Annotated in this window: 21 protein-coding genes; 16 read left to right on the top strand and 5 right to left on the bottom strand. The window is 59.5% G+C overall.

Annotated elements, in window-relative coordinates:
• Positions 1-77 precede the first annotated feature (77 nt).
• The 4 genes from ACA068_RS28150 (at position 78) to gcvP (ending at position 6,391) form a co-directional block, all read left to right on the top strand.
• Positions 78-1,694 (top strand): ABC transporter permease, encoded by a 1,617-nt coding sequence (locus tag ACA068_RS28150; RefSeq protein ID WP_497306266.1) that lies wholly within the window; start codon positions 78-80, stop codon positions 1,692-1,694.
• Between the two features lie 155 nt (positions 1,695-1,849).
• Positions 1,850-2,920, top strand: a complete 1,071-nt coding sequence (gene gcvT, locus ACA068_RS28145; RefSeq protein ID WP_497306264.1) for a glycine cleavage system aminomethyltransferase GcvT — start codon at positions 1,850-1,852, stop codon at positions 2,918-2,920.
• A gap of 49 nt (positions 2,921-2,969) precedes the next feature.
• Positions 2,970-3,353, top strand: a complete 384-nt coding sequence (gene gcvH / locus ACA068_RS28140) for a glycine cleavage system protein GcvH (protein WP_497306262.1) — start codon at positions 2,970-2,972, stop codon at positions 3,351-3,353.
• A 164-nt stretch (positions 3,354-3,517) separates the two neighbouring features.
• Complete coding sequence (gene gcvP / locus ACA068_RS28135) at positions 3,518-6,391, top strand: aminomethyl-transferring glycine dehydrogenase (RefSeq protein ID WP_497306260.1); 2,874 nt, start codon at positions 3,518-3,520, stop codon at positions 6,389-6,391.
• A gap of 168 nt (positions 6,392-6,559) precedes the next feature.
• Here gcvP and ACA068_RS28130 read toward each other — a convergent pair whose 3' ends face one another.
• The 3 genes from ACA068_RS28130 to ACA068_RS28120 form a co-directional block, all read right to left on the bottom strand.
• A complete protein-coding gene (locus tag ACA068_RS28130) occupies positions 6,560-6,877 on the bottom strand; it encodes a DUF2388 domain-containing protein (protein WP_497306259.1) in 318 nt (105 codons plus the stop codon).
• A 73-nt stretch (positions 6,878-6,950) separates the two neighbouring features.
• Positions 6,951-8,735: a type IV pilus assembly ATPase TfpB gene (tfpB, locus tag ACA068_RS28125; protein WP_497306257.1), complete on the bottom strand. Its 1,785-nt coding sequence runs from the start codon at positions 8,733-8,735 to the stop codon at positions 6,951-6,953.
• 90 nt (positions 8,736-8,825) lie between these two features.
• Positions 8,826-9,164, bottom strand: coding sequence for an ACT-like domain-containing protein (locus ACA068_RS28120; protein WP_497306255.1), 339 nt, complete (start codon positions 9,162-9,164; stop codon positions 8,826-8,828).
• 125 nt (positions 9,165-9,289) lie between these two features.
• Between ACA068_RS28120 and ACA068_RS28115 the strand changes: the two genes are divergently transcribed.
• On the top strand, positions 9,290-9,760 hold the full coding sequence (locus ACA068_RS28115; RefSeq protein ID WP_403107625.1) for an Lrp/AsnC family transcriptional regulator: 471 nt from the start codon (positions 9,290-9,292) through the stop codon (positions 9,758-9,760).
• Between the two features lie 117 nt (positions 9,761-9,877).
• Here ACA068_RS28115 and ACA068_RS28110 read toward each other — a convergent pair whose 3' ends face one another.
• Entirely contained in the window at positions 9,878-11,245 is a 1,368-nt protein-coding gene (locus ACA068_RS28110; RefSeq protein WP_497306253.1) for a CYTH domain-containing protein, read from the bottom strand.
• A 156-nt stretch (positions 11,246-11,401) separates the two neighbouring features.
• Here ACA068_RS28110 and argE point away from each other — a divergent pair, with 156 nt between their 5' ends.
• The 3 genes from argE (at position 11,402) to ACA068_RS28095 (ending at position 15,439) form a co-directional block, all read left to right on the top strand.
• On the top strand, positions 11,402-12,556 hold the full coding sequence (gene argE, locus ACA068_RS28105) for an acetylornithine deacetylase (RefSeq protein WP_497306251.1): 1,155 nt from the start codon (positions 11,402-11,404) through the stop codon (positions 12,554-12,556).
• 283 nt (positions 12,557-12,839) lie between these two features.
• Entirely contained in the window at positions 12,840-14,138 is a 1,299-nt protein-coding gene (argA, locus tag ACA068_RS28100) for an amino-acid N-acetyltransferase (RefSeq protein ID WP_010466657.1), read from the top strand.
• 75 nt (positions 14,139-14,213) lie between these two features.
• Positions 14,214-15,439, top strand: a protein-coding gene (locus tag ACA068_RS28095; protein ID WP_497303223.1) for an IS3 family transposase whose coding sequence is annotated in 2 segments (ribosomal slippage) — positions 14,214-14,565 and positions 14,565-15,439 — 1,227 coding nt in all. Because the reading frame shifts where the segments join, the coding sequence is not laid out codon by codon here.
• 172 nt (positions 15,440-15,611) lie between these two features.
• Here ACA068_RS28095 and tauA read toward each other — a convergent pair.
• Entirely contained in the window at positions 15,612-16,601 is a 990-nt protein-coding gene (gene tauA, locus ACA068_RS28090; protein ID WP_497306249.1) for a taurine ABC transporter substrate-binding protein, read from the bottom strand.
• Positions 16,602-16,963: 362 nt separating this feature from the next.
• Here tauA and ACA068_RS28085 point away from each other — a divergent pair, with 362 nt between their 5' ends.
• The 8 genes from ACA068_RS28085 (at position 16,964) to ssuB (ending at position 25,722) form a co-directional block, all read left to right on the top strand.
• Complete coding sequence (locus tag ACA068_RS28085) at positions 16,964-18,301, top strand: OprD family outer membrane porin (protein WP_497306247.1); 1,338 nt, start codon at positions 16,964-16,966, stop codon at positions 18,299-18,301.
• A 415-nt stretch (positions 18,302-18,716) separates the two neighbouring features.
• Positions 18,717-20,054, top strand: coding sequence for an OprD family porin (locus tag ACA068_RS28080; RefSeq protein ID WP_497306245.1), 1,338 nt, complete (start codon positions 18,717-18,719; stop codon positions 20,052-20,054).
• Positions 20,055-20,346: 292 nt separating this feature from the next.
• Entirely contained in the window at positions 20,347-20,985 is a 639-nt protein-coding gene (locus ACA068_RS28075) for a peroxiredoxin (RefSeq protein ID WP_282479586.1), read from the top strand.
• A gap of 319 nt (positions 20,986-21,304) precedes the next feature.
• Positions 21,305-21,898 carry an NADPH-dependent FMN reductase gene (ssuE, locus tag ACA068_RS28070; RefSeq protein WP_497306244.1) on the top strand — a complete coding sequence of 198 codons (594 nt, stop codon included), beginning with the start codon at positions 21,305-21,307 and terminating at the stop codon, positions 21,896-21,898.
• Between the two features lie 90 nt (positions 21,899-21,988).
• Positions 21,989-22,954, top strand: a complete 966-nt coding sequence (locus tag ACA068_RS28065) for a sulfonate ABC transporter substrate-binding protein (protein WP_497306242.1) — start codon at positions 21,989-21,991, stop codon at positions 22,952-22,954.
• Positions 22,955-22,979: 25 nt separating this feature from the next.
• Positions 22,980-24,128 carry an FMNH2-dependent alkanesulfonate monooxygenase gene (gene ssuD, locus ACA068_RS28060; protein ID WP_497306241.1) on the top strand — a complete coding sequence of 383 codons (1,149 nt, stop codon included), beginning with the start codon at positions 22,980-22,982 and terminating at the stop codon, positions 24,126-24,128.
• A gap of 8 nt (positions 24,129-24,136) precedes the next feature.
• Positions 24,137-24,919 carry an aliphatic sulfonate ABC transporter permease SsuC gene (gene ssuC, locus ACA068_RS28055; protein ID WP_497306239.1) on the top strand — a complete coding sequence of 261 codons (783 nt, stop codon included), beginning with the start codon at positions 24,137-24,139 and terminating at the stop codon, positions 24,917-24,919.
• Positions 24,916-25,722, top strand: a complete 807-nt coding sequence (gene ssuB, locus ACA068_RS28050) for an aliphatic sulfonates ABC transporter ATP-binding protein (protein ID WP_253433467.1) — start codon at positions 24,916-24,918, stop codon at positions 25,720-25,722. The genes ssuC and ssuB overlap by 4 nt, the downstream gene beginning before the upstream one ends.
• Positions 25,723-25,751: the final 29 nt, after the last annotated feature.

Here is a 25,751-nt window from a genome sequence, read left to right as displayed (position 1 = left end):
GCGGGAGCAAGCTCCCTCGCCACAAAATGGGGCCGACTTCAGGTTTGAGTCGGCCCAATATTTACTAGAGAATTTCATTGGCCCACCCCGCCCAACGCCGCTGGTATCCCCTGGTCTTCGCCATCGTTGCGCTGGTCCTGCTGCCACTTAGCGTTTTGCTGTTGTCATGGCAAACCATCGATCTGCAAATCTGGTCCCACCTCTGGGACACCCAGATGCCGCGCCTGCTGGGTAACACGCTGACGTTGGTGCTCGGCGTCGGTTTTGGCGTCACGCTCCTGGGCGTTAGCCTCGCCTGGCTGACCAGCCTCTGCGAATTCCCCGGTCGGCGCTGGCTGGACTGGGCGCTGATGCTGCCTTTTGCGATTCCGGCTTATGTGCTGGCTTTCGTCTTCGTCGGCCTGCTGGATTTCGCCGGTCCCGTACAGACCCTGCTGCGTGAATGGTTCGGCACCGGCCTGAGGCTGCCGCGAGTTCGCTCCACCGGCGGCGTCATCCTGGTACTGGTGCTGGTGTTCTATCCCTACGTTTACCTGCTGGCGCGCACGGCATTCCTCGCTCAGGGCAAAGGCTTGATGGAAGCGGCGCGAGTGCTGGGGCAATCCCCGTGGCAGGCGTTCTGGCGAGTGGCTTTGCCCATGGCGCGGCCGGCCATTGGTGCCGGCGTGGCGTTGGCGCTTATGGAAACGCTGGCGGACTTCGGTGCGGTGTCAGTGTTCAACTTCGACACGTTCACCACGGCCATCTACAAAACCTGGTACGGATTTTTCAGCCTCTCCACCGCCGCGCAGCTGGCCAGCCTGTTACTGCTGGTGGTGATGATCGTGCTGTACGGCGAACGTCGTGCTCGCGGGGCCAACCGCACGAGCAATGAACGACCCCGAGCCAAGGCGCTGTACCACTTGCGGGGTTTCAAAGCGTTGGCGGCCATGACTTGGTGTGGCCTGGTGTTCGCCTGTGCCTTTGTCATTCCGATGCTGCAACTGGTGGTGTGGTTCTGGCAGCGTGGGCGCTTCGATCTGGATGAGCGTTACGCCGGGCTGATCGTCCACACCTTGTACCTGGGCGGCATGGCGGCGTTGATCACAGTCGGCGTTGCCCTGGTGCTGGCATTTGCTCGACGCCTGGCACCGACCCGGGCGATCCGCTCCGGTGTCAGCCTGGCCAATCTCGGCTACGCCCTGCCGGGTTCGGTACTGGCAGTGTCGATCATGCTGGCGTTCAGTTATCTGGATCGCGAGCTGGTCATCCCGCTGTCGGGCTGGCTCGGTGGCGCGGGCAAGCCATTGCTGCTGGGCAGCCTGTCGGCGTTGTTGCTGGCCTACCTGGTGCGTTTCATAGCCGTGGCTTATGGGCCGCTGGAAAGCAGCCTGACGCGAATACGGCCATCTTTGCCCGAAGCGGCACGTAGCCTTGGCGTCAGTGGGCCACGACTGTTTTTCAAAGTGTATCTGCCGTTATTGCTGCCCGGCACCTTGAGCGCCGCGTTGCTGGTGTTCGTCGATGTGCTCAAGGAAATGCCCGCGACCCTGCTGATGCGCCCGTTTGGCTGGGACACGCTGGCGGTGCGGATCTTTGAAATGACCAGCGAAGGCGAGTGGGCGAGGGCTTCTCTGCCGGCCCTGACCCTGGTTTTGGTCGGGCTGTTACCGGTCATCGGATTGATTCGACGTTCAGCGCATCGAAACGCCTAGGTGTCAGTCCTACACCTTGAGGCTACAATGCGCGGCATTCGGTGCGGTCCGACCTACGGACCTGGTAGCTGATATCGGCTAAAAGCCTTCTATTTCAAGGCTTTCGCCCGTGAAGCACCGGCCCGCACCTTCGCCACGCCCGGAAGGAGAAACCCATGGGACAGCGTACGCCTCTGTATGACCTTCATCTCGCCCTCGGCGCGAAGATGGTCGATTTTGGCGGTTGGGATATGCCTCTGCATTACGGCTCGCAGGTCGAGGAACACCATCAGGTGCGCCGCGATTGCGGGGTTTTCGATGTATCCCACATGACCGTGATCGATGTCGGCGGCTCTCAGGCCAAGGCCTGGCTTCAGCATTTGCTGGCCAATGACGTCGAACGCCTGCACAGCTCCGGCCGTGCCTTGTATAGCACCATGCTCAACGAGCACGGCGGCATCGTCGACGACATGATCGTCTATCGCCTCGACGACGGTTATCGTTTGGTGGTCAATGCCTCCACCCGTAATCAGGACCTTGCCTGGATGCAGGCTCACCTCGATGGTTTCGATGTGCAGCTCAACGAGCGCTCCGAGCTGGCGATGCTGGCCATTCAAGGTCCACAGGCCCGGCACAAAATCTCCGAGCTGGTCACCCAGTCCCGCGGCAACCTGATCCAGATGCTCAAGCCTTTTGAAGGCCTGCCCGACGGCGACTGGTTTATCGCGCGCACCGGTTACACCGGCGAGGATGGCCTGGAAATTGTTCTGCCAGCCAATCAGGCACCCGGTTTTTTCAACGACCTGGTGGGCGCAGGCATTTCCCCTATCGGTCTGGGCGCCCGCGATACCTTGCGTGTCGAGGCCGGCATGAACCTGTACGGCCAGGACATTCATCAAGACGTTTCACCGCTGGCCTCGAACATGGCCTGGGAACCGGCCACTCGCCAGTTCATCGGTCGCAGTGCCCTGGAAGCCGAGCGGGCGGGTGGCGTGCAGCACAAACTGGTCGGTCTGGTCCTTGAGGAGCGTGGGGTTTTGCGCGCTCATCAAGTGGTCCGTATCGCCAATGTTGGCGAAGGAGAGATCACCAGTGGTAGTTTCTCTCCTACGCTTAGCAAGTCGATAGCACTGGCGCGCGTGCCGATGGCAACTGCCGACCGCGCAGAAGTGGAAATCCGTGGCAAGTGGTACCCGGTCCGAGTGGTCAAACCGACCTTCGTCCGCCATGGCAAAACCTTGATCTAACCTTTTTGGCGGGCAACGACCGCTGACAATTCTCTTGAGGACACAGAACATGAGCGATATCCCTGCCGACCTGCGTTTTGCCGACAGTCACGAATGGGCCCGTCTCGAAGCTGATGGCACCGTCACCGTGGGCATCAGCGATCACGCTCAGGAAGCCTTGGGCGATGTGGTGTTCGTTGAGCTGACCGAAGTCGGAAAAGTATTCGCTGCCGGTGATCAATCCGGTGTCGTTGAGTCGGTTAAAGCCGCCTCCGACATTTACTCCCCGGTATCCGGTGAAGTGATCGCGATCAACGAAGACTTGGGCGCTTCGCCTGAAGCGCTTAACACCGATCCGTACGGCGCGTGGATCTTCAAACTGAAGCCTAGCAACACCGCTGAACTGGACAAGCTGCTCGATGCAGCAGGCTACAAGGCCGCCATCGGCGAGTAAGCCTTCAGCGTCATCCCAAAGCCCCGACTAGTCGGGGTTTTTTTTCGCCTGACAGATTTCCCCCTGTGGGCGCGAGCTTTCCAAAATTCGCGCTTGGCAGCGGCTGCTATGCTGGTTTGACCGTGTTGCATCGACGTTGAGCGCCAGTCAAGAGAGAGCCCGTCATGTCCCAGTTGCCGTCCTTGAGCCAGTTACGCGACCCCAATGCCTTTCTTCGCCGCCACCTCGGCCCCGATGCCGCCGAGCAACAGGCGATGCTCGACAGCCTGGGCCTCGGCAGCCGGGTCGAGCTGATCGAGCAGACGGTGCCGCCGGGAATCCGCCTGAACCGGGCGCTCGATTTGCCGCCCGCCCTCGACGAACAAGCCGCGCTGGCCAAGCTGCGCGGTTACGCCGAGCAGAACCAGGTCTGGACCAGTCTGATCGGCATGGGTTACCACGGCACCCTCACGCCGGCCGTCATCCTACGCAACGTGCTGGAAAATCCTGGTTGGTACACCGCCTACACACCGTACCAACCGGAGATCGCCCAGGGCCGGCTCGAAGCGCTGCTGAATTTCCAGCAATTGACCATCGACCTCACGGGCCTCGAACTGGCCAACGCCTCGCTGCTCGATGAAGCCACGGCGGCGGCGGAAGCCATGGCGCTGGCCAAGCGTGTCGCCAAGTCCAGAAGCAATCTGTTCTTCGTCGATGAGAACTGCCATCCACAAACCATCTCCGTGGTGCAGACCCGGGCCGAAGGGTTCGGCTTCGAGCTGATCATCGACGCTGTGGATAACTTGAAGCAGCACCAGGTGTTCGGTGCGTTGCTGCAATATCCCGACACCCACGGCGAGATCCGCGATTTGCGCCCATTGATTGATCATCTGCATGCCCAGCAGGCGCTGGCCTGTGTTGCGACGGATTTGCTGAGCCTGCTGTTGCTGACCCCGCCGGGGGAGTTGGGCGCTGACGTAGTGTTCGGCTCGTCCCAGCGTTTCGGTGTGCCGATGGGGTATGGCGGGCCGCACGCGGCGTTTTTTGCCAGCCGCGATGAGTACAAGCGAGCGATTCCCGGGCGGATCATCGGCGTGTCGAAAGATGCACGCGGCAATGTCGCGCTGCGCATGGCCCTGCAAACCCGTGAGCAACATATCCGCCGGGAGAAGGCCAACTCGAACATCTGCACCGCTCAGGTGCTGCTGGCCAACATCGCCAGTTTCTATGCGGTCTACCACGGTCCGGAAGGGCTCAAACGCATTGCCCAGCGCGTCCATCGGCTGACCAGCATCCTCGCCGCCGGTCTTGAGCGTCATGGGATCACCCGCCTCAACACCCACTTTTTCGACACGCTGACGCTGGAGGTCGGTGGCACTCAAACGGCAATCATCGAAAGTGCCCAGGCCGCACAGATCAATTTGCGCATTCTAGGGCGTGGGCAGCTGGGGCTGAGCCTCGACGAAACCTCTGACGAAACCACGGTAGCGAAACTGTTCGATGTGTTCCTTGGTGCCGATCATGGGCTGAACGTCGATGAACTGGACGCTGAAACCCTTGCTTCCGGCATTCCCGCAGGGCTGCTGCGCAGTTCGCCTTATCTGCGCCATCCCGTATTCAGCGCCCATCACAGCGAAACCGAGATGTTGCGCTACCTCAAGCAACTGGAGAACAAGGATCTGGCGCTCAATCAATCAATGATCCCGCTGGGCTCCTGCACCATGAAACTCAATGCCACCAGCGAGATGATCCCCATCACCTGGCCGCAATTCGCCCACCTGCACCCGTTTGTGCCGAAAGAGCAGGCGGTGGGTTATTCGTTGATGATCGAGGAACTGGAGCGCTGGCTCTGCGCGATCACTGGTTTCGACGCGATCTGCATGCAACCCAACTCGGGTGCGCAGGGCGAGTACGCCGGGCTGCTGGCGATCCGCAAATATCACGAGAGCCGTCATCAGGGGGCGCGAGACATTTGCCTGATCCCGTCGTCGGCCCACGGCACCAACCCGGCGTCGGCGCAGATGGCCGGGATGCGCGTGGTGATCGTCGAGTGCGACGAAGCGGGTAACGTCGATCTGGATGACCTCAAAGGCAAGGCCGCGGAGGCGGGAGATAAACTCGCCTGCCTGATGGCGACTTATCCTTCGACCCACGGCGTATACGAAGAGGGCATCAGCGAGATCTGTGAAGTTATCCACAGTCATGGCGGTCAGGTTTACATGGATGGCGCCAACCTCAACGCCCAGGTCGGATTGGCGCGGCCGGCGGACATCGGCGCCGACGTGTCGCACATGAATTTACACAAGACTTTCTGCATTCCCCATGGCGGAGGCGGGCCGGGGATGGGACCGATTGGTGTGCGCGCGCACCTTGCGCCGTTTGTCGCCAATCACCCGGTAGTGCCGATTGAAGGACCACTGCCGCAGAACGGTGCGGTCAGCGCGGCGCCTTGGGGCAGTGCGAGCATTTTGCCGATCAGTTGGATGTACATCGCCATGATGGGCCCGCAATTGGCGGATGCCAGCGAGGTGGCAATCCTCGCCGCGAATTACCTGGCGCAGCATTTGTCCGGGGCGTTCCCCGTGCTCTACACCGGGCGCAACGAGCGTGTGGCGCACGAATGCATCCTGGATTTGCGGCCGCTCAAGGCGCTGACCGGGATCAGCGAAGAAGACGTGGCCAAGCGCCTGATGGATTACGGTTTCCATGCGCCGACCATGTCGTTCCCGGTGCCGGGGACGCTGATGGTGGAACCGACCGAGAGTGAGTCAAAGGCTGAGCTGGATCGGTTTATCGGGGCGATGCTGAGCATTCGTGCGGAAATCACCGAGGTGCAGAACGGTAACTGGCCCGCCGAAGACAACCCGCTGAAGCGAGCGCCGCATACCCTGGCCGACATCACCGGGATTTGGGAGCGGCCTTACAGCATCGAGCAAGCGGTGACGCCGGATGCGCACACCAAGGCGCATAAGTATTGGCCGGTGGTGAATCGGGTGGATAACGTTTATGGCGACCGGAACCTGTTTTGCGCCTGCGTGCCAGTAGACGATTACCGCTAATACTACCGACCCCTGTAGGAGCGAGGCTTGCCCGCGAAAGCGGTGTGTCAGTTGACGTAAATGTTGAATGTTAAATCGCTTTCGCGGGCAAGCCTCGCTCCTACAGGGGTTTGTGTCGGGCAAAAAAATGCCGCTCAGGTGAGCGGCATTTTTGTTCAGCAATAACGCTTATTCCGATGCCACGGCATTCTTCGCCAGGATCGCATTCGCCAGCTCCATGTCCGTCGCCTGCAGGCCCGGATTATCAGCACGGACTTTCTGCATCGCGGCCTCCAGATAAGGACCGCGGATGCCGCCGTCACTGGCGACAAAGCTGCCGGCATCGTCCTGCGCAGCAATGATCAGTTTGTGATCCTTGAAGGTCAGGTAGGTCGAACCGGTGGTCGCACCGGAAGAGATGACGTTACGCCAAAAGCTATCGGCCATCGCCGTACCGACTGGAAGGGACAACAAAGCGATGGTAGCGACAGCAAGTTTGAGACGCATGATGGGGTGACTCCACTGGTTAACTAGGGGGTTGGATCGCCATTCCCCCAATCCAGTTCCGTGACAGCCGTGCCTACTTTTGTTCGCTCTGTGGCGTCACGCGCAATACTTCTTCGATCGTCGTCAACCCGGCCGCCACTTTCTGCGCCCCCGACAGCCGCAAGCTGCGCATGCCTTCCTTGAACGCCTGACGCCGCACCGCCAGCAGATCAGTGTCGGGATTAATCAGCGCCTTAACGCCATCCGTCAGCTGCATGATTTCGTACACCCCGGCGCGGCCGCGGTAGCCGGTGTCGCGGCATTCCAGGCAGCCGATGGCGCGCTGGGCGTTGGTGGGCAGTGGCGCTTGCCAGGGTTTGGTCAGGGTTTGCCAGTCTTCTTCACCCAGCGTCAGCGGTGCCTTGCAGTGCGGGCATAAGGTTCGCACCAGGCGCTGGGCCATGACGCCGAGCACGGTGGCTTTGATCAGGTAATGCGGCACGCCGAGTTCCAGCAGGCGGCTGATCGCGCTGGGCGCGTCGTTGGTGTGCAAGGTCGAGAGCACCAGGTGGCCAGTGAGCGCAGCCTGGATCGCCATTTCAGCGGTTTCCAGATCACGGATCTCACCGATCATGATGATGTCCGGGTCCTGCCGCATCAGCGCGCGCACACCGGCGGCGAAGGTCAGGTCGATGTTGTGCTGGACCTGCATCTGGTTGAAGGCCGGCTCGACCATTTCGATCGGATCTTCGATGGTGCAGAGGTTGACCTCCGGCGTCGCCAGCTTCTTGAGCGTGGTGTACAGCGTGGTGGTTTTCCCCGATCCGGTGGGCCCGGTCACCAGAATGATGCCGTTGGGCTGGCGGGTCATGTCCTGCCAGCGGCGCAGGTCTTCGGCGGAGAAACCCAGCTGATCGAAGTCCTTGAGCAACACCTCCGGGTCGAAGATCCGCATGACCATTTTTTCGCCGAATGCGGTCGGCAATGTCGACAGCCGCAGCTCGACTTCGCCGCCGTCCGGGGTCTTGGTCTTCACCCGGCCGTCCTGGGGTTTGCGCTTTTCCGCAACGTTCATCCGCCCGAGGCTTTTCAGGCGACTGACGATCGCCATGGTCACTTGCGGCGGGAATTGATAGACGTTGTGCAGCACGCCGTCGATGCGAAAGCGCACCGTGCCTTGCTCACGCCGGGGTTCGATGTGGATATCACTGGCGCGCTGCTGGAAGGCGTACTGGAACAGCCAATCGACGATGTTGACGATGTGCGCGTCGTTGGCGTCCGGTTCCTGATCGCTGGCGCCGAGGTTGAGCAGTTGTTCGAAGTTGCCCAGGGTGTTGGTTTGCTGATCGGCGTTGGTCGCGCCGCTGACCGATTTGGCCAGCCGGAAAAACTCGACGCTGAAGCGCTGGATGTCCACCGGGTTGGCCACTACGCGTTTGATCGGCAGTTTCAGCACGTGAGTCAGGTCGGCTTCCCAGCCGTTGACGTAAGGCTGGGCGCTGGCCACGGTCACTGCGTCGCGGTCAACGGACACCGCCAGAATCTTGTGGCGCTGGGCGAAGGCGTACGACATCAGCGGCGTAATCGCCGCCACGTTGATTTTCAGCGGATCGATGCGCAAGTAAGGCTGACCGGCCTGCTGTGACAGCCACAGGGTCAGGCTTTCCAGGTCGAGGTGTTTGCCGGGACGGCTGAGGTCGTCCAGGTGCTGGCTGGCGATGAATTCCAGTGGGTGCATCTGGCCATTGGCGGCATGCCGGCGGCGAGCATTGAGCGCGTGTTCGGCCGAGTCCTGGCTGATAAAGCCCTGGGCGACCAGTTCACGCAGCAAATCATTGAGATCCAGCCAGCGGTCCTGAATGGCAAGTTGAACGGACATGCGGGCTCCTCATGAACAACAGTTCGCAAAGGATAGTCGCGGACCCGCCGACCGTTGGGCCACTACCCGACGAAGCCGTGTCGAGGTTTGTCAGCCCGTCGCCTGAGCCGGCGCTTCCCACGCGGAATCAGCCGCATGCAGCTCCACCGAACACACGCTGATCAGGTTACGTAATTTTTCCGCAATCACTTCGGCGCGATGCCAGCTCAGCCCGTCCATGACAATGTCGATCGACATCAGATCGTCCATCCGTTGCGCGCTGACCTGTTGCGGCGTCAGAAACTGCAAAGCGAACAGGTTGAGCGCCCGGCACAGCAGGTCCGGCTCGGCTTCAGCCAGCAGTTGGTAATGAACGCGGCAGTGCGCGTTGCTGGCGTTCCAGACATCGGTGCGGGTGGGCGAAGTGTTCACTGCTTCCAGGTGCGGCATGGTCGGTCTCCAAATCAATGGAGGAATTTTTACATTCGCTGCGGGGCATTTCTTATCTATGATTGGGCTTATTGCCTGTTTTTCGAATTGTTTGATTCGGCTGGCTATCAATCACGGGTTTATTTATGCAAAACGAGCTGGATGGCTACGACCGCAAGATTCTCGCGTTGCTGCAAGAAGACGCTTCGCTCTCCAGCGCGCAGATCGCTGAACAAGTGGGGCTTTCTCAATCGCCGTGCTGGCGGCGGATTCAGCGGATGAAGGAGGAGGGGATCATTCGGGGGCAGGTGACGTTACTTGACCGGAAGAAGATAGGGCTTAACACGCAGATCTTTGCCGAGATCAAACTCAACGCGCACGGTCGTTCGAACTTCACTGAGTTTACCGAGGCGATTCGCGGCTTTCCCGAGGTGCTGGAGTGTTATGTGCTGATGGGGTCAGTGGATTTCTTGCTGCGGATTGTCACGGCGGACATCGAGGCGTATGAGCGGTTTTTCTTTGAGAAGCTGTCGATGGTGCCGGGGATTCAGGAAGTGAACTCGATTGTGGCGTTGTCGGAGATCAAGTCGACGACGAGTTTGCCGGTGTTGCGCTAGTACGGTGGAGAGCTTTTGTGGCGAGGGAGCTTGCTCCCGCTGGGGCGCGAAGCGTCCCCAAAATCAGGGCTGCTGCGCAGCCCAACGGGAGCAAGCTCCCTCGCCACAGAAGTTAATTTACATACGCAGCAACATTTTCCAGGCACGATTCTGATAAACCGCAATCGCCTGCTGCTTGCGCGCATCCAGCGATTCATCGGTGATCGGCTCGTTCGCCAATTGAGCAAGCTGTTTCAGCTCGCCATACAGGCGATCCATTTCCGGGATGTCCAGCACGCCACGGGCATGGTGCAGCCAGGCCTGGATGCGCTCGATGCGTGGCAGTTGCTCGGCCAGGTCTTCCGGCTGTTGCTGATAACGCTGCAATTGCAGGGAGGTCGCTTCTTCACCCAGCAAACGCGGCAACCAGCTACCCAACTGCGCAGCGCCCTGGCGATCGCCACGGACGTTGCGATCAGCTGCCCAGGTGCGGGCCAGCAACCAACGCGAAGTGTTTAGCGAGAACAGGCCCCAGCGCGGGTCTTCCAGTTCTTCGAGGAACTGCTCCGGTGCGGCTTTGCGCACGTCTTCGTCGTCGACACCGGCTTGCACCAGCGGACGCCAATCTTCGAGCAAGGCATCCAGTGCAACACGCAAATCGTGCGTCGACTGACGCGGAGCGGCTTGACCCAGGCTGCTGAGCAGCGCGCGCAATTCCGCGAGGTTTTCGACCCAGTCCTGCAACAGACGCCAGTGGCCATTGAAGCGATACTGCTCGGCCAGACGCTGGCTGCTGCTCAGCAAATGCCAGCTCAGCGCGGCGAATGCATCGTCCAGCGGCGTTTCAGCGGTGATTTGTGGCGCCGGCAGGCTCAACGAATAGCTGTTGGCGTCGTACAAACGATAGCCACGCTCAGCCTTGCTGATGTCGCACGGCATCAGGGCCAGGGTTGCGGCCAGTTCGGTGGCCAGTTCCAACAGAGCGGCTGGCTCGCCTTCGCGCAGTTCCAGTTCCAGCTCGCAGATTTCTTCTTTCTGCTTGCCGACCACCACGTGGCCCAGGTCCAGCGCGGCTTCGATGACCACTTTGGTCTTGCCGCGGCCCCAGGCGATTTCGGCACGTTCGCGAACGAAATCGGTGGTGAAGATCGGTTTCAGGGTTTTCTTGTCCAGCTCGGCCAGCTCTTCGGGCCAGCATTCACCGTCGAGTTTCTTAACGTCGAGCTTGGCTTTGGGCAGGTTCCAGTCGTATTCGTTACGCTCGGACAGACCGGCGACGCTCTGGCCGCGGGTCTTGAGGGTCTGGATCACTTCTTCGCCGTCACGGCGCAGGCGCAGGGCAACCTTGGCGCGGGCCAGGTCGCGCTCAGGCGTGTCGAAGTACTGGTTCATCAACTCACGGCGTTCCCAGCCACTTTTGTTGCGTTTTTTCAGGAGCGGGTGCTCGCGCAGGGCCGCGAGGGTTTCGCGGCTGACGCGGAGTTTGATTTCGGTTTCTTTCTGCATGGCCGGAAAATCCAGGATCGGGAGCGCAGCCGGGGGAATGTGTGGCTGCCAAGGTCGTGCAGTGTACAGGACTCACTCGTCCTACGCGCCGCGGCGGTTTATTCCTGAAGCCGGATGGTTCTATGATGGACTTCAATTCGCGAGTTGGAGTCAGCGATGCCTTTGCCGTCCATGAAAGATCAGTTCGCTGCGCTGATTGCCGCGCCGTCGGTCAGCTGTACCCAGCCCAGCCTTGATCAATCCAATCGTCCGGTCATCGACTTGTTGGCGACGTGGCTCGGTGACCTGGGTTTTGCTTGCGACATCCAGCAGGTCAGCCCCGGCAAGTTCAACTTGCTCGCCAGTTTCGGCTCCGGCCCCGGTGGCTTGGTGCTGGCCGGGCATAGCGATACGGTGCCGTTCGATGGCGCGCTGTGGCAGACCGATCCGCTGAAACTGACCGAGGTCGATGGCCGCTGGGTGGGCTTGGGCAGTTGCGACATGAAAGGCTTTTTCGCCCTGGCCATCGAGGCGGTGATACCTCTGCTCGATCAGTCGTTCAAACAGCCGCTGCTGATCCTCGCCACTTGCGATGAAGAAAGCTCAATGTCCGGTGCTCGTGCCCTGGCTGAAGCCGGACGTCCGTTGGGGCGTGCGGCAGTGATTGGCGAGCCGACCGGGCTCAAGCCGATCCGCATGCACAAAGGCATCATGATGGAGCGCATCGACATACTCGGGCAGAGCGGCCATTCCTCGGACCCGCGCCTGGGCCACAGCGCCCTCGAAGCCATGCACGATGCCATCGGCGAGCTGCGCGGTCTGCGCCTGCTGTGGCAGCGTGAATTCCGCAATCCGCAATTCGGCGTGCCGACACCGACCATGAACTTCGGCTGCATCCATGGCGGCGACAACCCCAACCGCATCTGCGGCCAGTGCTCACTGGAGTTCGACTTGCGGCCGTTGCCGGGCATGGACCCCAAAGCCCTGCGCGCGGACATTTTGCAGCGGCTCAATCCCATTGCCGAACGCCATCAGGTGAAGATCAATTACGCGCCGCTGTTCCCCGAAGTGCCGCCGTTCGAGCAGGCCGAGGACGCCGAATTGGTCCGGGTCGCCGAAAAGCTGACCGGCCATCGCGCCGAAGCAGTGGCGTTCGGCACCGAAGCGCCTTATCTTCAGCGTCTTGGCTGCGAAACATTGGTGTTGGGCCCGGGCGATATCGCCTGTGCTCACCAACCGGGGGAATACCTCGAAATGTCACGTTTGCAGCCTACCGTGCATCTATTACGGCAACTGATTGAACATTACTGCCTGACACCGGCTCAAGGTTAGGTGCCAATCATCTGTCGAGCGCAATCCATGTGGGAGCGGGCTTGCTCGCGAAAGCGGTGTGTCAGACATGTCAGATGCGACTGACACTCCGCCTTCGCGAGCAAGCCCGCTCCCACAGGGTCTGTGCTATGACAGACATGTCGGTTAAATTGCCAATGCCCCAACCCGTATTCATGAGGAGAGCGCGCGTGTCGCCAAGCCTGTTCCGACGATAACCATCAGCCCGCTGTGCGTTTTCAGTTTCGCCCATTTTTTGGCTGCTATTTATTACAGGCCCAGGTTCATGCCCGAATACGTTAATTGGCTTCGTCACGCTTCGCCTTACATCAATGCCCACCGTGATTGCACCTTCGTCGTCATGCTGCCCGGCGACGGTGTGGAGCACCCGAACTTCGGCAACATCGTCCACGACCTGGTGCTGCTGCACAGCCTGGGCGTGCGGCTGGTGCTGGTTCACGGTTCCCGTCCGCAAATCGAAACCCGCCTCGCCGCTCGCGGCCTGACCCCGCATTACCACCACGGGATGCGCATCACCGATGCGGCGACCCTGGAGTGTGTGATCGATGCGGTCGGCCAGTTGCGCATTGCCATCGAAGCGCGGTTGTCGATGGACATGGCCTCGTCGCCGATGCAGGGCTCGCGCCTGCGGGTGGCCAGCGGCAATCTGGTGACGGCGCGGCCGATCGGCGTGCTGGAAGGCGTCGACTATCACCATACCGGCGAAGTGCGCCGGGTCGACCGCAAGGGCATCAATCGTCTGCTGGACGAGCGCTCCATCGTGCTGCTGTCGCCGTTGGGCTACTCGCCAACCGGTGAGATCTTCAACCTCGCGTGCGAAGACGTTGCCACGCGCGCGGCCATCGACCTGGGGGCGGACAAACTGCTGCTGTTTGGTGCTGACCTCGGCTTGATCGATGAAAACGGTCGGCTGGTGCGTGAACTGCGTCCGCAACAAGTCCCGGCGCATTTGCAGCGTCTGGGCAGCAACTATCAGGCGGAGCTGCTGGATGCGGCGGCTGAAGCTTGCCGGGGCGGCGTTGCTCGCAGCCATATCGTCAGCTACGCCGAAAACGGTGCGCTGCTGACCGAACTGTTCACCCGTGACGGTGGCGGCACGCTGGTGGCCCAGGAGCAATTCGAGATCGTGCGCGAAGCGGCCATCGAAGACGTCGGTGGTTTGCTGGACCTGATCAGCCCGCTGGAAGAGCAGGGGATTCTGGTGCGTCGTTCCCGCGAGGTGCTGGAACGCGAGATCGAGCAGTTCAGCGTGGTTGAACGTGAAGGCATGATCATCGCTTGTGCGGCGTTGTATCAGATTGCCGATTCGGACGCTGGCGAGTTGGCGTGTCTGGCGGTCAACCCGGAATACCGCCACGGCGGTCGTGGTGATGAGCTGCTGGAGCGCATCGAAACCCGTGCCCGGGCTCAGGGGTTGAAGACCTTGTTCGTACTGACGACCCGGACTGCCCATTGGTTTCGCGAGCGTGGGTTCGTGCCGAGCAGCGTCGAACGCCTGCCGTCAGCGCGAGCGTCGCTGTACAACTATCAGCGTAATTCGAAGATCTTCGAAAAAGCCTTGTAACCGCAGGCTTTTGATCTTTCCCTGTCTCGTCCTGAATAAGGTTTACACCTTCTGGCTTTTTATCAGGAAGGTGCAATGGATACGGGCGCAAAACGTAGTCAGCGCGATTACACGCTGACTTTTAAATTGTCGGTTGTCGACCAAGTAGAAAAAGGCGAGTTGAGTTATAAAGAGGCTCAGCGGCGTTATGGGATTCAAGGTCGGTCGACGGTGTTGGTCTGGTTACGCAAGCATGGTCGACAAGATTGGAGCCAAGGCGCCTCCATTCGTACGCAGAGGACTCGACCGATGGACGAGCCAACTTTGCCTTTGACCCCCGAGCAGAGAATCAAAGAGCTTGAGGAGCAACTGGCACTAGCAAATCAGAAAGCCAAATTCTTTGAAGATGTGGTTGATGTCCTGAAGAATGACTACGGCGTATCCATTGTAAAAAAGCGGCCCGGCAAGTCGTTGCGCAAACCCAAACCCTGAGTGTCAGCAGGGCTTGCCAGTTTATGGGGATCAGTCGCCAAGCCTTTTACAAGCGTGATCGCGTCTATCGGGCGCGAGTCGATCAAGATCAGAAACTCATCAAGTTTGTGCAGGCAATCCGAGTGCGCCAACCCTGCATTGGCGCACGCAAGCTCCAGTCATTGATGCACGCGGAGCATGAGAAACCTGAGTTGCATGTTGGCCGGGATCGCTTGTTTGAAGTGCTGCGCGAGCACCGGCAGTTGGTTCGCAGGAAACGGGCGTATCACAAGACGACCGACAGCCATCATCACTTTCGCTGCCATCCCAATCTGCTAAAGCCAGGCCCGCAGCAAGTCGTTGCAACCGGTCCGGAACAGGTCTGGGTGGCCGATATTACTTACCTGTCCACCCAGCGTGACGATCCGGTCTACCTGAGCCTGGTCACAGATGCCTTCTCAAGAAAAATTGTCGGTTATCACGTGCATGGCAGCCTGCATGCCGACTCGGTGGCCCAAGCCTTACGCATGGCGTTAAAGACACGTCGAACACGTCAGAAACTGGTCCATCACTCGGATCGAGGAGTCCAGTACTGCTCGGCGCTGTATCAAAAGCTCCACGCCAAGCATGGCATCACGTGTTCGATGACGGATGGCTACGACTGCTACCAAAACGCCTTGGCAGAGCGGGTCAACGGCATCTTGAAAACAGAACTATTACTCCACCGGCCGACAGACTTGGCGCAAGCGGAGCAAATGGTGCGAGAAGCGATCCTGATCTACAACCAGGAACGCCCGCACCTGTCCTTAAAATACAAAACGCCCGATGCGGTGCATCGGGCGTTGGGGTGAAACAGGTGTAAACCTATTTCAGGACTAGACACCCACGCTCCGCGTGGGACGATCATTAAACCAAATCCTCTGTAGGCGCGAGGCTTGCCCGCGAAGGCGTCGTCACAGCCACCATGAGTGTTGGATGTGATGGCCTCTTCGCGGGCAAGCCTCGCTCCTACAGGGTAGTGTGTTACTCCTGCACGAACTTCGCGCTGACATACGCTGAATAATCCGGCAACACCGTCTCGACCTTCCCTTGCTCCTTCAAGAACTTCGCCGTCTCGCCAATGGCCTTCGCCGTGCCGCCGTCCAGCAGCGCGGTGGTCTGTTGGGCCTTGGCATCCGGGAACGTTGAGCCGGCCAGTAACTCCGGCACATCCACCGCGTTAGCACCGGTCAATTTGGCGATTTTCTGCACCGGCACCGAGTCAGCCGTCCAGCTGTCTTTATGCGCGGCATAGTCGGCGAACGAGTCCAGGGTGACCCTGGCGAATTTCGCCACAACGTCCGGATGCTTCTCGGCGAAATCCTTACGCGCCACCCACACCTCGAACGTCGGTGCGCCCCACTGACCCACTTGTGCGGCGTCGGTCAACGTCTTGCCCGTCTTGCGAATTTCCCCCAGCGCCGGCGACCAGACAAACGCGCCATCAATGTCTCCACGCTTCCAGGCCGCAGCGATTTCCGCCGGTTGCAGGTTCACCACTTTGACCTTCGAGGCGTCCAGGCCCCAGTGCTTGAGCGCGCCGAGCAGGCTGTAGTGGGAGGTGGAAACGAACGGCGTGGCGATCGTCTTGCCGATCAAATCTTCCGGTTTATCGATGCCGCTGCCGTTACGCACCACCAGTGCTTCGGCGGCGTTGATCTGCGCGGAAACAATGAAAGCAACAATCGGCAGATTGCGCGAGGCGGCCGCGGCCAGCGGGCTTGAGCCGAGGTTGCCGATCTGCACGTCGCCGGACGCAATCGCCGTCACCACTTCCGGTCCGCTGTTGAAACGACGCCAGTCGATTTTTTCGCCGATGGTCTTTTCGTAAACGCCGTCGGCCTGAGGGACTTTGCTGGGGTCGATGCCGGTTTGATAACCGACGGTGAGGTTCGTCGCCTGAGCGCTGAGTGAAAATAATAGCGATACACAAACTGTAACAATTGGTCTGGATAGTGCGCGTTTTGTTGTCATGGCGCCGCCTTTCGGTAGGGGGTGGTTTCCGAACTGCTTCAAAGCTAATCGATCTAAAAAACATAAAACAAATACCTTTTAGGAATTAGCTTATGAGCCGACCGCTCTGGCACGGGACGAGGAATGGAGATGAGCTTCATTCCTAAAAGGTATGAAAAAAGAACTGACCAATTCTTTTTGGGTTTGTAACGAACGCAAGACCCTGCATGGACCAAAAAATCGGGGATTAGACCATGGTCGTAGACACATATAGTTACGATTGACTTGTGGGTCACGGTCTGGCGCTAATCGCGCATCTTAGGATCCCGGGCATTCGACCCAGGGCCAGGAACACAAGAATTAGAAACGAGAGGAGCTAAACAATGAACAAGTCCACCTTGGCCTTGGCCGTGGCCGTAGGGGTTTTGGCGCAGCAGGCAGGCGCCGCGGGTTTTATCGAAGACAGCAAGGCTTCCGTTAGTTCGCGTACCTATTATTTCGACGCTGACAACCGTGAAGGTCCTAAGACTCCTGCTAACCGGCAACGAGAGGCTGCCGAGGGTCTGAAGTTCGATTACCGGTCGGGCTTCACTCAAGGTGTCGTAGGTTTCGGTATCGACGCCCAGGCAATGGTCGGTATCCATCTGGACGGTGGCAAGGGCCATCACCCGGACAATAACTCCTTCAGCCCTAGCGACTCCGATGGTTCGGCAGAGAGTTCGTGGAGCCGTGCAGCGGGCAACGTCAAGGCACGATTCTCGAAGACAGAGGCCCACTACGGTGGCGCTCTGCAACCAAACATGCCGATCCTGATTGCGAACGACAGCCGCGTGCTGCCACAGACCTTTGAAGGTGGCACCATCACCTCGAAGGAAATCGACAACTTCACCTTTAACGTAGGTCAGTTGGAGCATGCGACAGGTCGTGCATCCTCCAACAGCACTGGCCTGGCCGTGGCGGGTGGCACTCAGGACAGCAACCAGTTCCGCTACGCCGGTGCAGACTGGGCGGTCACCAAAGAGCTGACGCTGCAGTACTACTACGCGAATCTGGAAAACTACTACAAGCAGAACTTCCTCGGCCTGGTGCACGTCTACCCGATCGCTCCCAACCAGTCGTTCAAGACCGATCTTCGTTACTTCGACAGCAGCTCCGACGGCAAGAATGGCGACGCCGGCTACCAGTTCAACAACAACAGCGGCTACGCCAAGGAAAGGGGCGTGGTCGATAACAAGACCTGGAGCGCCACATTCACCTATACCCTGGGTGGCAGCGCGTTTCTGCTCGGGCATCAGCGTGTCAGCGATGACGGCGGCTTCGTTTTCCTGAACCAGGGCAACGTGGTTGACGGCAGAGGGCGCAACGAAGGTGCTGGCGGCGCCAGCTTCTACTCGTTCACCGACGCCACGGTCGGCAGCTTTATCCGTGCCGGTGAAAATACCTCGTACGGCCAGTATTCCTATGACTTCGCTTCGTTGGGTGTGCCAGGCTTGAAAGCTTCGGCTGCTTACTTGTATGGCCAGGACATCAAGGCCACCAGCGGTGTGGGTAAGGACCTGAACGAGCGGGAAACCGACCTGCGTGTGGATTACGTGATTCAAACGGGTCCGCTCAAAGGGTTTGGCACGACGCTGCGTCACGGTATGTATCGCGGCAACACCAGCACCCTTGATCAGGATCAGACCCGTCTGATCTTCAACTACACCTACAGCTTCATGTAACAAGCGTCGTCAGAAAAAGCCTTGCCGGTTGGCAAGGCTTTTTTTTGTCCGTGCATATTCCAAAAACATCACTAATGAGTATTTATTATTCTTTTTGGTTTGTTCTGTGAGCGCCTAAAGTAGGTCCCGTCCGGTATTCATCACAAGACCCGGCGTTAAGCAAAATAAATCACCCGTTAGAAGAACAGGTTCAGGAATCGAATTTGTAGCCGATACCTCGGATCTGTGCTGCGCAGGCATATTCTGAAACGCTATGAAAAAGGATTACAAAATTCTTTTTGGCTTTATGAAGATGTATCCTGCGCGGCCAAAAAGACCGGGCTAGAGAGTTCGGCAAAAATTGCGCGTCTTAGGATCCAGGGCATTCGACCCAGGGCCAGGAACACAAGTATTAGAAACGATAGGAGCGAAACAAATGAACAAGTCCACCTTGGCCCTGGCTGTGGCCGTAGGGGTTTTGGCGCAGCAGGCAGGCGCCGCCGGTTTCATCGAAGACAGCAAAGCTACTTTGGGGCTGCGTAACTTCTACATCAACACCGATAACCGTGATGGTCCGGGCGCGAACAAAAACGAAGAATGGGGCCAAGGCTTCGATCTGCGTTTCATCTCCGGTTACACCCAAGGCACTGTGGGCTTCGGCGTTGACGCTATCGGCCTGCTGGGCGTACGTCTGGATTCGGGCGGCGGCACCAATGGTGCGGCAAACGGCGCGGCTTACGGCGGCACTGTGTTCCCAAGCAAGTCGAACGGTGAAGCGGTTGATAACTTCTCCAGCCTGGGTCTGACCGCCAAAGCCAAGATCTCCCAGACTGAATTGAAGCTGGGTACTCTGCAGCCGAAAAACCCGGTAATCGTCACCAACGACGGTCGTCTGCTGCCACAAACCTGGCAGGGTGGCCAGATCACTTCCGGCGAGATCAAGGACCTGACTCTGGTCGGTGGTCAGATCGAGCACGTGAAAGGTCGTAACTCCAGCAACAACGAGCAACTGTCGATCGGTGGTGCAAACCCTCGTATCGCCAACAGCAACAAGTTCATCTATGCCGGTGGTGACTACAAAATCACCAAAGACCTGACTGCCCAGTACTACTACGGCAACCTGGAAGATTTCTACAAGCAGCACTTCCTGGGTCTGGTTCACAACTGGGCTATCGGCCCGGGCGTTCTGAAATCTGACCTGCGTTATTTCAACAGCTCGGACGACGGCGCCAACGCCAACACCGCTGCTTACTTCAGCAATGGTAACTACAGCGGCGTGCCTAGCGGCAAAGGCAAGGTCGACAACAATCTGTACAGCGGCCTGTTCCTGTACACCGTTGCCGGTCACACCTTCGGTGGCGGTTATCAGGTTAGCAACGGCAGCAGCGACTTCCCTTGGCTGAACCAGGGCGACGGTTCGTCGAACTACACCATCACCGACATGCAAATCCAGAAGTTCGGCCGTGCCGGCGAACGCACCTGGCAAGCACGCTACTCGTTTGACTTCGCCAAAGTCGGCATTCCAGGCCTGACCGCGGGCATGGTTTACCTGCGTGGTGATGACATCGATACCGTTGGCACCCGTGGCGCACAAGTGGCCAACAACGCTTCCGAGTGGGAGCGCGACCTGACTGTCGGTTACGTCGTACCGGAAGGCCCGTTGAAAAACGTTGGTTTCATGTGGAAAAACGCTACGTGGCGCACCAACATCCCGGGCGTTCGCTCCCAGGACGAAAACCGCCTGATCCTCAGCTACTCGATCCCGCTGTTGTAATAGCGCTCGCGTAACCGCTGAAAAAAAGCCCCGCCCGGCATCTCGCCGGGCGGGGCTTTTGCGTTTTCAAGGCGGGGTCACCCCCGTAATCCCGCCGTGAAAACTCCCTCTGTGCAACAACTCAAGGCCTTCTCGAACCTTGTGGGCGATGTTCGTCCTGATGCTCGCGTAGGTCCAGTGAATAGATATTTAATATTTACTTATGATCTAAATAAATCGATATTTATTCTTTTTAAACCATAAGGAACACAGGCACAGTTGAGCCCGACAAGCACTCACCAGGAGCAGCACCATGAGCCTCAGACTGGGCGATATCGCCCCCGACTTCGAACAGGATTCCAGCGCCGGCACCCTCCGTTTCCACGAATGGCTGGGCGATAGCTGGGGCGTGCTGTTTTCCCATCCGGCAGACTTCACGCCGGTGTGCACCACCGAACTGGGCTTCACCGCAAAGCTGAAGGATGAATTCGCCCGTCGCGGTGTGAAAGCCATCGCCCTGTCCGTGGACCCGGTGGACTCGCACCACAAGTGGATCGAGGACATCAATGAAACCCAGAACACCCTCGTCAACTTCCCGATCCTGGCCGACGCGGACCGCAAGGTCTCGGACCTCTATGACCTGATCCACCCGAACGCCAATGACACGCTGACCGTGCGCTCGCTGTTTGTGATCGACCCGAACAAAAAGGTCAGGCTGACCATCACGTACCCGGCGAGCACCGGGCGTAATTTCCATGAGATCCTGCGAGTGATCGACTCGCTGCAACTCACCGACAACTACAAGGTGGCCACCCCGGCCAACTGGCAGGACGGCGATGAAGTGGTGATCGTGCCGTCGCTCAAGGATGAAGACGAAATCAAGAAGCGCTTTCCCAAGGGTTATCGCGCGGTGAAACCGTACCTGCGCCTGACGCCGCAACCCAACCGTTGAGTAAAAACTGTTCCCTGTAGGAGCGAGGCTTGCCCGCGAAGAGGCCATCACATCCAACAATGATAGTGGCTGTGACGTCGCCTTCGCGGGCAAGCCTCGCTCCTACAGGAGAGCGATGCAAATTCCATAAAGCAGGGGATTTCAGGCCGTTTCGACGGCCTTTTTTTTCGCCCGTAAGAAGCGTTTTCTTATATCTCCAAAATGCATAACCAAATGAATAAATATGATTTATGGATATAACAATCGCCTGTTAAGGTCACCTCCATCACAGCGAGATCGCAATCCGCGAATCGCCAACACCGTTCAAGGAATCGCCTGAATGCTGGTCGTCTCACTCGGTGGCAGTCCCAGCCAACGCTCCCGTTCCGGGGTGCTGCTGGAGCGCTCCCAACGCTGGTTGCAGGAGCAAGGTGTGGAAGTGGTGAGTTACCAGGTGCGGGACTTTCCGGCCGAAGACTTGCTGCATGCACGCTTCGACAGCCCGAAGGTGATCGACCTGCTGCAACAGATTGAAAATGCCGACGGCCTGTTGATCGCCACCCCGGTCTACAAGGCGTCGTTCTCCGGCGCACTGAAAACCGTGCTGGACCTGCTGCCCGAGCGTGCGTTGGACCACAAAGTGGTTTTGCCCATGGCTACCGGCGGCAGTATCGCCCACATGCTGGCGGTGGATTACGCGCTCAAGCCTGTGCTGTCGGCGCTCAAAGCCCAGGAAATGCTCCACGGGATTTTTGCCGTGGACAGCCAGATCGCTTACGGCGAAGGCAGCGTCCAGGCGCAGTTGGCGCCAGAGCTGGAACAACGACTGACTGAATCGCTGGAATTGTTTTTCAGCGCCATGGCCCGACGGCCGAAGCCGCTCGATCCGAACCTGTTGAACGAACGTTTGTTGAGTGCTCGCTGGAGCATTTAAGTCTCACCCGAATTTGCTTCACTCCACCTTACTCAGCCGCCAACGGCCAAGCAGGTGCAGCCAAAACCCAACTGCAAAAAGGAGAGCGCCATGCGCACTGTCATTTTGCGTCGTGGTCTGGTCGCTCTGTTTGCAGCGGCTGTCACCTTCGGCGCCATTACTCAAGCTCAGGCCGAGACGCTTCGGATCGGTTATCAGAAGTACGGCACTTTGGTGCTGCTCAAAGCCAAAGGCACCCTCGAAAAACGCCTCGCCGCCCAAGGCGTGGACGTGCAATGGACTGAGTTCCCCGGCGGCCCGCAGCTGCTCGAAGGCTTGAACGTCGGCTCGATCGACTTCGGCGTCACCGGCGAAACCCCGCCGGTATTCGCTCAAGCGGCCGGCGCCGATTTGCTCTACGTCGCCTACGAACCGCCCGCGCCTCACAGCGAAGCGATCCTGGTGCCGAAGGACTCGCCGATCAAATCGGTGCAGGACCTCAAGGGCAAGAAAGTCGTACTGAACAAAGGCTCCAACGTCCATTACTTGCTGGTCCGCGCACTGGAAGACGCCGGCCTCAAATACACTGACATCCAGACAGTATTCCTGCCGCCGGCCGATGCCCGCGCTGCGTTCGAACGTGGCAGCGTCGATGCGTGGGTGATCTGGGACCCGTACCAGGCTGCCGCCGAACAGCAACTGCAAGCGCGCACCCTGCGCGATGGTCAGGGCATCGTCGACAACCACCAGTTCTACCTCGCGACCAAGCCATATGCGCAGAAGAATCCTGAGGTGATCAAGACCCTCGTGGAAGAAGTGCGCGCTGTCGGCGAGTGGTCCAAAGCCAATCCCGAAGACGTGACCAAGCAGGTTTCGCCACTGCTCGGCCTGCCGGCGGACATCACCCTGACTTCGGTGAAACGCCAGGGCTACGGCGCCCTGTTCCTCACGCCTGAAGTGGTCGCCGCCCAACAGAAAATCGCCGACAGCTTCTACCAGCTCAAGCTGATTCCGAAACAGTTGAGCATCAAAGACGTGATCTGGACGCCACCGGCCGCCGTTGCCAAAGCGCAGTAATCCGATTCCCCAAGGAGACCACTCCATGAGCCTCAATATTTTCTGGTTCCTGCCTACCCACGGCGACGGCCATTACCTTGGCACCGCCGAAGGCGCCCGCGCCGTCGACCACGGATACCTGCAACAAATCGCCCAAGCGGCGGATCGCCTGGGCTTCGGCGGGGTGTTGATTCCCACCGGTCGCTCCTGCGAAGACTCGTGGCTGGTGGCGGCGTCGCTGATCCCGGTGACCCAGCGCTTGAAGTTCCTAGTCGCGCTGCGCCCCGGGATCATTTCCCCGACGGTGGCCGCGCGTCAGGCAGCGACCCTGGATCGCTTATCCGGCGGCCGTGCGCTGTTCAATCTGGTGACCGGCGGTGATCCAGAAGAATTGGCCGGCGACGGTTTGTTCCTCAGCCACGAAGAGCGCTATCAAGCCTCGGTGGAATTCACCCGCATCTGGCGTCGCGTGCTGGAGGGCGAAACCGTTGATTACGACGGCCAGCACATCAGCGTGAAAGGCGCCAAGTTGCTCTATCCACCGATCCAGCAACCGCGTCCGCCGCTGTACTTCGGGGGCTCGTCGGAAGCGGCGCAAGACCTCGCGGCCGAGCAGGTGGAAATGGTCCTGACCTGGGGCGAACCACCGGCAGCCGTTGCCGAGAAAATTGAACAAGTGCGCGCCAAAGCCGCGAAGCTCGGTCGCACTGTGCGTTTCGGCATTCGATTGCATGTGATCGTCCGCGAAACCACCGCCGAAGCCTGGCAAGCGGCGGATCGGCTGATCTCTCATCTGGACGACGAAACCATCGCCCGTGCCCAGGCTTCGCTGGCGCGCTTCGATTCGGTCGGCCAGCAACGCATGGCCGCGCTGCACGGCGGAAGCCGCGACAACCTCGAAGTCAGCCCCAACCTGTGGGCCGGTGTCGGCCTGGTGCGTGGCGGTGCCGGTACGGCGTTGGTGGGCGACGGACCGACCGTGGCTGCCCGCGTGAAGGAATACGCGGACCTGGGCATCGATACCTTCATCTTCTCCGGTTATCCACACCTGGAAGAGTCGTACCGAGTTGCGGAATTGTTGTTCCCGCACCTCGACATCGAACGTCCGGAGCTGCCCCAGGGCGCCAATTACGTCAGCCCGTTCGGTGAGATGGTCGCCAACGACATTCTTCCCAAAGCCGCGTCCCAGAGCTGAGGCGCGCCATGAAGAGAATTATCCATAACCTCGCGCCTTGGGCGTTGCCGGTGTTGCTGCTGGCGGTGTGGCAGTTGTCGGTGTCGGCGGGCTGGTTGTCGACACGGATTCTGCCGGCGCCGATCGCCGTGATCGAGGCCGGCGTGAGCCTGGTGCGCAGCGGTGAAATCTGGACGCACCTGGCGATCAGCGGCTGGCGTGCAGCCTTGGGCTTCACCATTGGCGGCGGCATCGGTCTGGCCTTGGGTTTCATCACCGGTCTGTCGAAGTGGGGCGAGCGCCTGCTCGACAGTTCGGTGCAGATGATCCGCAACGTGCCGCACCTGGCGCTGATTCCGTTGGTGATCCTGTGGTTCGGCATCGACGAGTCGGCGAAGATTTTTCTGGTGGCGTTGGGCACATTGTTTCCGATCTACCTCAACACTTATCACGGCATCCGCAACGTCGATCCGGCGTTGGTGGAAATGTCGCGCAGTTATGGCTTGTCCGGTTTCAGCCTGTTTCGCCAGGTGATTCTGCCGGGTGCGCTGCCTTCGATTCTGGTGGGGGTGCGCTTCGCACTGGGCTTCATGTGGTTGACGCTGATCGTCGCGGAAACCATTTCCGCCAGCTCCGGCATCGGCTACCTGGCCATGAATGCCCGGGAGTTTTTGCAGACAGACGTGGTGGTGCTGGCGATCCTGATGTACGCCGTACTGGGCAAGCTTGCCGACCTCGCGGCCCGTGGACTTGAACGCGTGTGGTTGCGCTGGCACCCGGCCTATCAGGTTGTTAAAGGAGGTGCGGCATGACGGCTCAACAACCTCCACGCCTGCTGCGCGGGATTCCGCTGGTGGTGCGCAAACTGCAAAAAACCTTTGGCTCGCGGCAAGTGCTGCGTGAGATCGATCTGCACATCCCGGCGGGTCAGTTTGTTGCCGTGGTCGGTCGTAGCGGTTGTGGCAAAAGTACCTTGCTGCGCTTGCTCGCCGGTCTCGACAAACCCACCGGTGGTGAATTGCTCGCAGGCTCCGCGCCGCTGAGCGATGCGCGGGAAGACACCCGACTGATGTTCCAGGAAGCGCGTTTGCTGCCGTGGAAGAAGGTCATCGACAACGTCGGCCTCGGGCTCAAGGGCAACTGGCGGCCTCAAGCGCTGGAAGCCTTGGAATCGGTCGGCCTGGCGGATCGCGCCAATGAGTGGCCCGCCGCATTGTCCGGTGGCCAGAAGCAACGCGTGGCCCTGGCCCGTGCGCTGATTCATCAACCGCGCTTGCTGCTGCTCGACGAACCCTTGGGCGCGCTGGATGCCCTGACCCGAATCGAAATGCAGCAACTGATCGAACGGCTCTGGCAGAAGCACGGCTTCACCGTGTTGCTGGTGACTCACGACGTCAGCGAAGCGGTGGCGATTGCCGATCGGGTGATCCTGATCGAAGAGGGCGAAGTCGGCCTCGACCTGCACGTTGAGCTGCCGCGCCCTCGGGTCCGTGGCTCCCATCGGCTGGCGGCGCTGGAAACCGAAGTCCTCAATCGCGTGCTGGCGCTGCCCGGCGAACCGCCGGAACCGGAACCTGTTTCACCCTTGCCTACGCAACTGCGTTGGGCGCAATAACCCGCCTTATCCAATGACAGGAATCAACA

The organism is Pseudomonas sp. LBUM1660 (assembly GCF_059695935.1).
Note: the sequence above shows the minus strand (reverse complement) of the source record. Positions and strands in the feature narration are given on the sequence as shown.